This is a genomic window from Caballeronia sp. (assembly GCF_049581465.1).
Lineage (GTDB): Bacteria > Pseudomonadota > Gammaproteobacteria > Burkholderiales > Burkholderiaceae > Caballeronia.
This window is the reverse complement of sequence record NZ_JBAUSA010000903.1, coordinates 1-5,529: the sequence shown is the minus strand read 5'-3', so window position 1 is coordinate 5,529 and position 5,529 is coordinate 1. Positions and strand designations below refer to the sequence as shown.

Here is a 5,529-nt window from a genome sequence, read left to right as displayed (position 1 = left end):
GCACGCGCCGAGACCTTGCTGATCGGCCTGGGCTTTACGCTCGCGCAGACCCAACAGCCGGTGAGTAGCTTCTCGGGCGGCTGGCGCATGCGGCTGAATCTCGCGCAGGCGCTGATGTGCCGCTCGGATTTGCTGCTCCTCGATGAACCCACGAATCACCTGGATCTCGACGCCATCGTGTGGCTGGAGGATTGGCTGCACCGGTATCCCGGAACGTTGGTCGTGATTTCACATGACCGCGAGTTCCTCGACTCGGTCTGCAATGTCACGCTGCATCTGGAAAACCGCCAGATCAAGCGCTATGGCGGCAATTACAGCCAGTTCGAGATCCTGCGCGCACAGCAGATCGCGTTGCAGCAGAGCGCTTACGTAAAGCAGCAGAAGACCGTGGAGCACTTGCAGAGCTTCATCAACCGCTTCAAGGCCCAGGCCACCAAGGCGAAGCAGGCGCAAAGCCGCGTGAAAGCGCTCGAGCGCATGGAACTCATCGCACCGGCGCATGCGTCATCGCCGTTCACATTTGAGTTCCGCACGCCCGACGCGGCGCCCAATCCGATGATCGTCATGGACGCCGTTCAGTGTGGCTACCATACGGAAGCGGGTGATGTGCCGATTGTGGGAGGCGTGACGCTGTCCATCCAGAACGGCCAGCGGATCGGGTTACTGGGCGCGAACGGTCAGGGCAAGTCAACCCTCATCAAGACGCTTGCGGGCACGCTCGAAGCGTTGAGTGGCACGGTGCGCGAGGGCAAGGGCTTACGGATCGGATATTTCGCGCAGCATCAGCTTGAAACGCTGCGTCCCGACGACTCGCCGCTCCAGCACGTCGCGCGTCTGTCCCCTGACACGCGCGAGCAGGAGCTACGGGACTTCCTGGGTGGCTTCAATTTCTCCGGCGAGATGGCGACCGCGAAAATCGCGCCGTTTTCGGGCGGTGAGAAAGCGCGGCTCGCGCTTGCGCTGATCATCTGGCAGAAGCCGAACCTTCTTCTCCTTGACGAACCGACGAACCATCTGGACCTCGAAACGCGGCACGCGCTGACCATGGCGCTGGCGCAGTTCGAGGGCACGCTGATTCTCGTGTCGCACGACCGGCATCTGCTGCGGGCGACGACCGACATTTTCATGCTGGTCGCAAAGCACCGCTTACAGCCGTTCGATGGAGATCTGGACGACTATCGCGACTGGCTGCTTCAGCACGCTGCCGATCAAAGAGCGGCCGCGAAGGACACCGAAAGCGATTCGGACGATTTGGATTCAGCGCAAAACCGCAAGGAGCAACGTCGCCAGGAAGCGCAGGAACGCCAGAAGCTGTCGCATCTCAGAAAGCCGCTGCAGTCACGGATTGCGAAGATCGAGAAGGAAATGGACAAGCTGAATGGGGAAAAGACACGGCTGGACACTTTCGTCGCGGACGCTGCCAGCTATGAGCCGGCCATGAAAACGCAGCTCACAGACTCAATTCGTCGCCAGGCTGATGTCAATGGGCAGTTGGAAGCACTCGAAGCGCAGTGGCTGGAAGCGCATGAGGAACTCGAGCAGATCGGCGGGGCGTAGGTGGAGCACTAGCGCTTGGGAAGGGTGAAACCGCCCCACCCCCGACCGCCCGCTTCACACACTCGCTTCCACCTTCACGGGCATGGCCGAATGCGCCGCATCTTCCTGCTCAGCCGATGCCCCCGCCGGCGACACCGCGACCAAGATGCTGCACTTCACACGGTCCAGCAACGGTGTATTCCCCGCGCCCATCCACCAGCGTGCGAGGCCGCTACGACAGCGATGCCCCACCACCACCAGGTCGACATTCAAGCTCTCGGCAAGACCCGAAATTTCATCGATCGGATGGCCGAACGCAAAGTGCCCCACCGCCGGCACGCCCCGCTCCGTAAGCCAGTCCACGCCTTCGCGCAGGATGTCGCGCGCCGCGTCTTCGAAACGGCCGCACGCCATATCCGTGAGCAGCCCCGCGCTTTGTGCAATGCTCGAGCGCATATCCACGACCGCGAGCACATGCGTTTCAGCCTTGAGATCGAGCGCGAGACACGCCCCGTCACGTAACGCCTTCCGCCCTTCGCGCGATCCGTCGTAGCACAGCAGGATTTTCCGATAGCTCGCCATGTTGGTTCTCCGCGCTGCGCAAAGCAGCAAAGGACATCGATAAAAACAGTCGTTACATGGAGCGCGACCGCGGGAAATGACGCACTTCAACAGCCAAACCAGCGCCGTGACACTGACATCTTGGTAGCTCAAGGCAGTGATAGCAACGATGGAAAACGCCTACCTCGCTGTGTGAAAACACCGCACCGACACAACCGGTGCAAAAACCTCTAGCGGACATCGTGCCAGATCCGCCAAACCCTTGACTGGCCGGCATCGGCATAAAAATACCGACGCAACACCGGCCAGTATCCGCCGCCCAAGCCCCATCGCGCGGCGCCCATGAAGCCTGCATGACCGGAACGCGCCCGAATGGTGCAATCGATTAAACTAGCCAGCTTGTTCCTTGTCCCCGATCCGCGAGTTTTTGCGCATGTCAGATGCAATAGTGTCATCGATGTCACCGGGTAGCGCGACGTTTGCAGCGGTCGTGCCGCCACGCCCTGCCATTGAATTCATTGAAGTCGAAAAGCACTACGGGGACAAGCTGGTCGTGGGCGGCTTGTCGTTTCATGTCCAGCCCGGCGAGTGTTTCGGCCTGCTCGGCCCAAACGGCGCCGGCAAGACGACCACGCTCAAGATGCTGCTTGGGCTGACGGCGCCGGACACGGGCACGATCCGGCTCGTCGATGAACCGATTCCCTCCCGCGCCCGCTTTGCGCGCCGGCGGGTGGGCGTTGTGCCGCAATTCGATAACCTCGATCCCGATTTCACCGTCCGCGAAAACCTGCTCGTCTTCGGCCGGTATTTCGGCATGAGCGGCGCGCAAATCGAGGCCGTGGTGCCGTCGCTTCTCGAATTTGCACGATTGGAAAGCAAGGCGGACGCAAGGGTCGGCGAATTGTCGGGCGGCATGAAACGCCGATTGACGCTGGCGCGCGCACTCGTGAACGACCCCGATGTACTCATCATGGACGAACCCACGACCGGTCTCGATCCGCAAGCGCGTCACCTGATTTGGGAACGCCTGCGCTCATTGCTCGCGCGCGGCAAGACAATCCTGCTGACGACCCATTTCATGGAAGAAGCCGAACGGCTATGCGACCGGCTTTGCGTGATCGAAGAAGGCCGGAAGGTGGCGGAAGGCAAGCCCGTTGAATTGATCGAACGGGTTATCGGCTGCGATGTGATCGAGATCTACGGACCCGATCCGCAAGCGTTGCGCGATGAACTCGCGCCGTTCGTCGGACGCATGGAAATCAGTGGCGAAACGCTATTTTGTTATGTCGATGACCCCGCGCCGGTGCATCAACGGGTCAAGGGGCGAGCTGGCGTGCGTTATCTGCATCGGCCAGCCAATCTGGAAGATGTGTTTTTGCGCCTGACCGGGCGGGAGATGGTGGACTGACGTGTCGAGCAAAGCCGATGTGAACAGCGCGAAAGTAATGTTGAAGGCCAGGCACAAGCCTGAGGGCGAACCGTTTCTCTCAGCGATGCCGGCCAACGCGTCGAACTGGATGTCAGTCTGGCGGCGCAATTATCTTGTCTGGAAAAAGCTGGCCGTGGCGTCAATGTTCGGCAACCTCGCCGATCCCATGATCTACCTCTTCGGCCTGGGCTTCGGCTTGGGGCTGATGGTGGGTCACGTAGACGGCGTCTCCTACATCGCGTTTCTCGCGGCGGGCACGGTGGCGTCGAGCGTGATGATGTCGGCGAGTTTCGAGGCCATGTACTCCGGCTTTTCACGCATGCACGTGCAGCGCACGTGGGAGGCGATCATGCACACGCCGCTGACACTGGGCGACATCGTGCTGGCCGAAATCGTCTGGGCCGCGAGCAAGTCCGTGCTCTCAGGCGTTGCGATCATGCTGGTGGCGGGAGCAATGGGGTATGCGAGCTTTCCGCCGATGCTCTACGCGCTGCCCGTTATCGTGCTGGCCGGCCTGGCGTTTTCGAGCACGACGATGATCGTCACGGCGCTCGCTCCCAGCTACGATTTCTTCATGTTTTATCAGACGCTGGTGCTCACGCCGATGCTGCTGCTGTCGGGCGTATTCTTTCCGCTGACGCAATTGCCTGCCGTAGCGCAGCGCATCACGTCATTGCTGCCGCTGTCGCATGCCGTCGAGTTGATTCGTCCTGCGATGCTTGGGCGTCCGGCGTCGAATGTGGTGTTGCACGTCGCGGTGCTGGCGGCTTACGCGATCATTCCGTTCTTCATTAGCGCGATGCTGTTTCGACGGCGAATGATGCGTTAGCGAGGGAGGAGGATGGGTTGGTCCTGCCTGCGGTGAGCAGAGGGACGCAAGTCTCGCCCCACACTCACCGCGAGCAGAACCGCCCCCCGCCCTACTTCAACGCGGGCGTGAACTCCTTGTGGCCGCCGAAGCCGAAACGCATCGCGGAGAGCATCCGATCCGCGAACGAGTTGTCTTCGCGCGAACGGAAGCGCGAGTAAAGCGCCGCCGACAAGACCTGCGCCGGCACCGCTTCCTCAATCGCCGCTTCGATGGTCCAGCGCCCTTCGCCGCTATCGGCCACTTCGGTCGAATACTTATCGAGCGTGCCATTGCCGGCCAGCGCACCCGCCGTCAGGTCGAGCAGCCACGACGACACCACGCTGCCGCGTCGCCAGACTTCGGCCACATCGGCGAGATCGAGATCAAAGCGCTGCGCTTCGGGCAATTCCGCAGACGACTTGTGCTTCAGGATGTCGAACCCTTCCGCGTAGGCCTGCATCAAGCCGTACTCGATCCCGTTATGGACCATCTTCACAAAGTGACCTGAACCGACCGGGCCGACGTGCATATAACCATTTTCGACGCGCGCATCGCGGCCTTCGCGGCCCGGCGTTTCGGGAATGTCGCCACGTCCCGGCGCCAGCACCGACAAGACCGGGTCGATGCGTTGCACCACATCCTTCTCGCCGCCAATCATCATGCAATAGCCGCGCTCCAGCCCCCACACCCCGCCGGAGGTGCCCACATCCACATAATGCAGGCCCTTTTCCTTCAACTTCGCGGCACGGACAATGTCGTCCTTGTAGAACGTGTTGCCGCCGTCAATGACCGTATCGCCCGATTCAAGCATCCCTTCCAGATCGTTCAGGGTGTCCTCGGTGATCTTGCCGGCCGGCAGCATCAGCCAGACCGTGCGCGGCGCGGTCAGCTTGCTGACCAAATCCTTGAGATCGCTCGCGCCGGTCGCGCCGTCCGCGACCACCGCCTGCGTGGCGTCGGGACTATGGTCGTACACCACGCACGTCTGCCCGCCGCGCATCAGGCGGCGCCCGATGTTCGCGCCCATCCGGCCTAGTCCCACGATTCCGATTTGCATGATGGCTCACTCCTTATGGCTGGTTTTGACGCGGTCAATCTGCTTTTTCGCTTCGTCGTAGATGTGTTCTGGCGTAAAACCGAACTTCTTTTTCAA

Annotated in this window: 5 protein-coding genes; 3 read left to right on the top strand and 2 right to left on the bottom strand. The window is 61.3% G+C overall.

The window, feature by feature from the left end; all coding sequences use genetic code 11:
• The coding region (locus WCA53_RS22130; protein WP_423915600.1) for an ATP-binding cassette domain-containing protein at positions 1–1,557 on the top strand (1,557 nt) is incomplete at its 5' end.
• A 54-nt stretch (positions 1,558–1,611) separates the two neighbouring features.
• Here WCA53_RS22130 and WCA53_RS22125 read toward each other — a convergent pair.
• Complete coding sequence (locus WCA53_RS22125) at positions 1,612–2,118, bottom strand: universal stress protein (protein ID WP_423915599.1); 507 nt, start codon at positions 2,116–2,118, stop codon at positions 1,612–1,614.
• 436 nt (positions 2,119–2,554) lie between these two features.
• On the opposite strand from WCA53_RS22125, the gene nodI reads away from it, so the two are divergent.
• Positions 2,555–3,505: a nodulation factor ABC transporter ATP-binding protein NodI gene (gene nodI, locus WCA53_RS22120; protein ID WP_423915602.1), complete on the top strand. Its 951-nt coding sequence runs from the start codon at positions 2,555–2,557 to the stop codon at positions 3,503–3,505.
• A 37-nt stretch (positions 3,506–3,542) separates the two neighbouring features.
• Positions 3,543–4,355, top strand: a complete 813-nt coding sequence (locus tag WCA53_RS22115; RefSeq protein ID WP_423915601.1) for an ABC transporter permease — start codon at positions 3,543–3,545, stop codon at positions 4,353–4,355.
• Between the two features lie 91 nt (positions 4,356–4,446).
• On the opposite strand, the gene gnd is transcribed toward WCA53_RS22115, so the two are convergent.
• Complete coding sequence (gnd, locus tag WCA53_RS22110; RefSeq protein WP_423915598.1) at positions 4,447–5,433, bottom strand: phosphogluconate dehydrogenase (NAD(+)-dependent, decarboxylating); 987 nt, start codon at positions 5,431–5,433, stop codon at positions 4,447–4,449.
• Positions 5,434–5,529: the final 96 nt, after the last annotated feature.

Bases quoted from the DNA above. Each gene is read 5' to 3' on its own strand.
- nodI (WP_423915602.1), top strand. From the start codon at position 2,555: ATGTCACCGGGTAGCGCGACGTTTGCAGCGGTCGTGCCGCCACGCCCT.
- WCA53_RS22115 (WP_423915601.1), top strand. From the start codon at position 3,543: ATGTTGAAGGCCAGGCACAAGCCTGAGGGCGAACCGTTTCTCTCAGCG.
- WCA53_RS22125 (WP_423915599.1), bottom strand. From the start codon at position 2,118: ATGGCGAGCTATCGGAAAATCCTGCTGTGCTACGACGGATCGCGCGAA.
- gnd (WP_423915598.1), bottom strand. From the start codon at position 5,433: ATGCAAATCGGAATCGTGGGACTAGGCCGGATGGGCGCGAACATCGGG.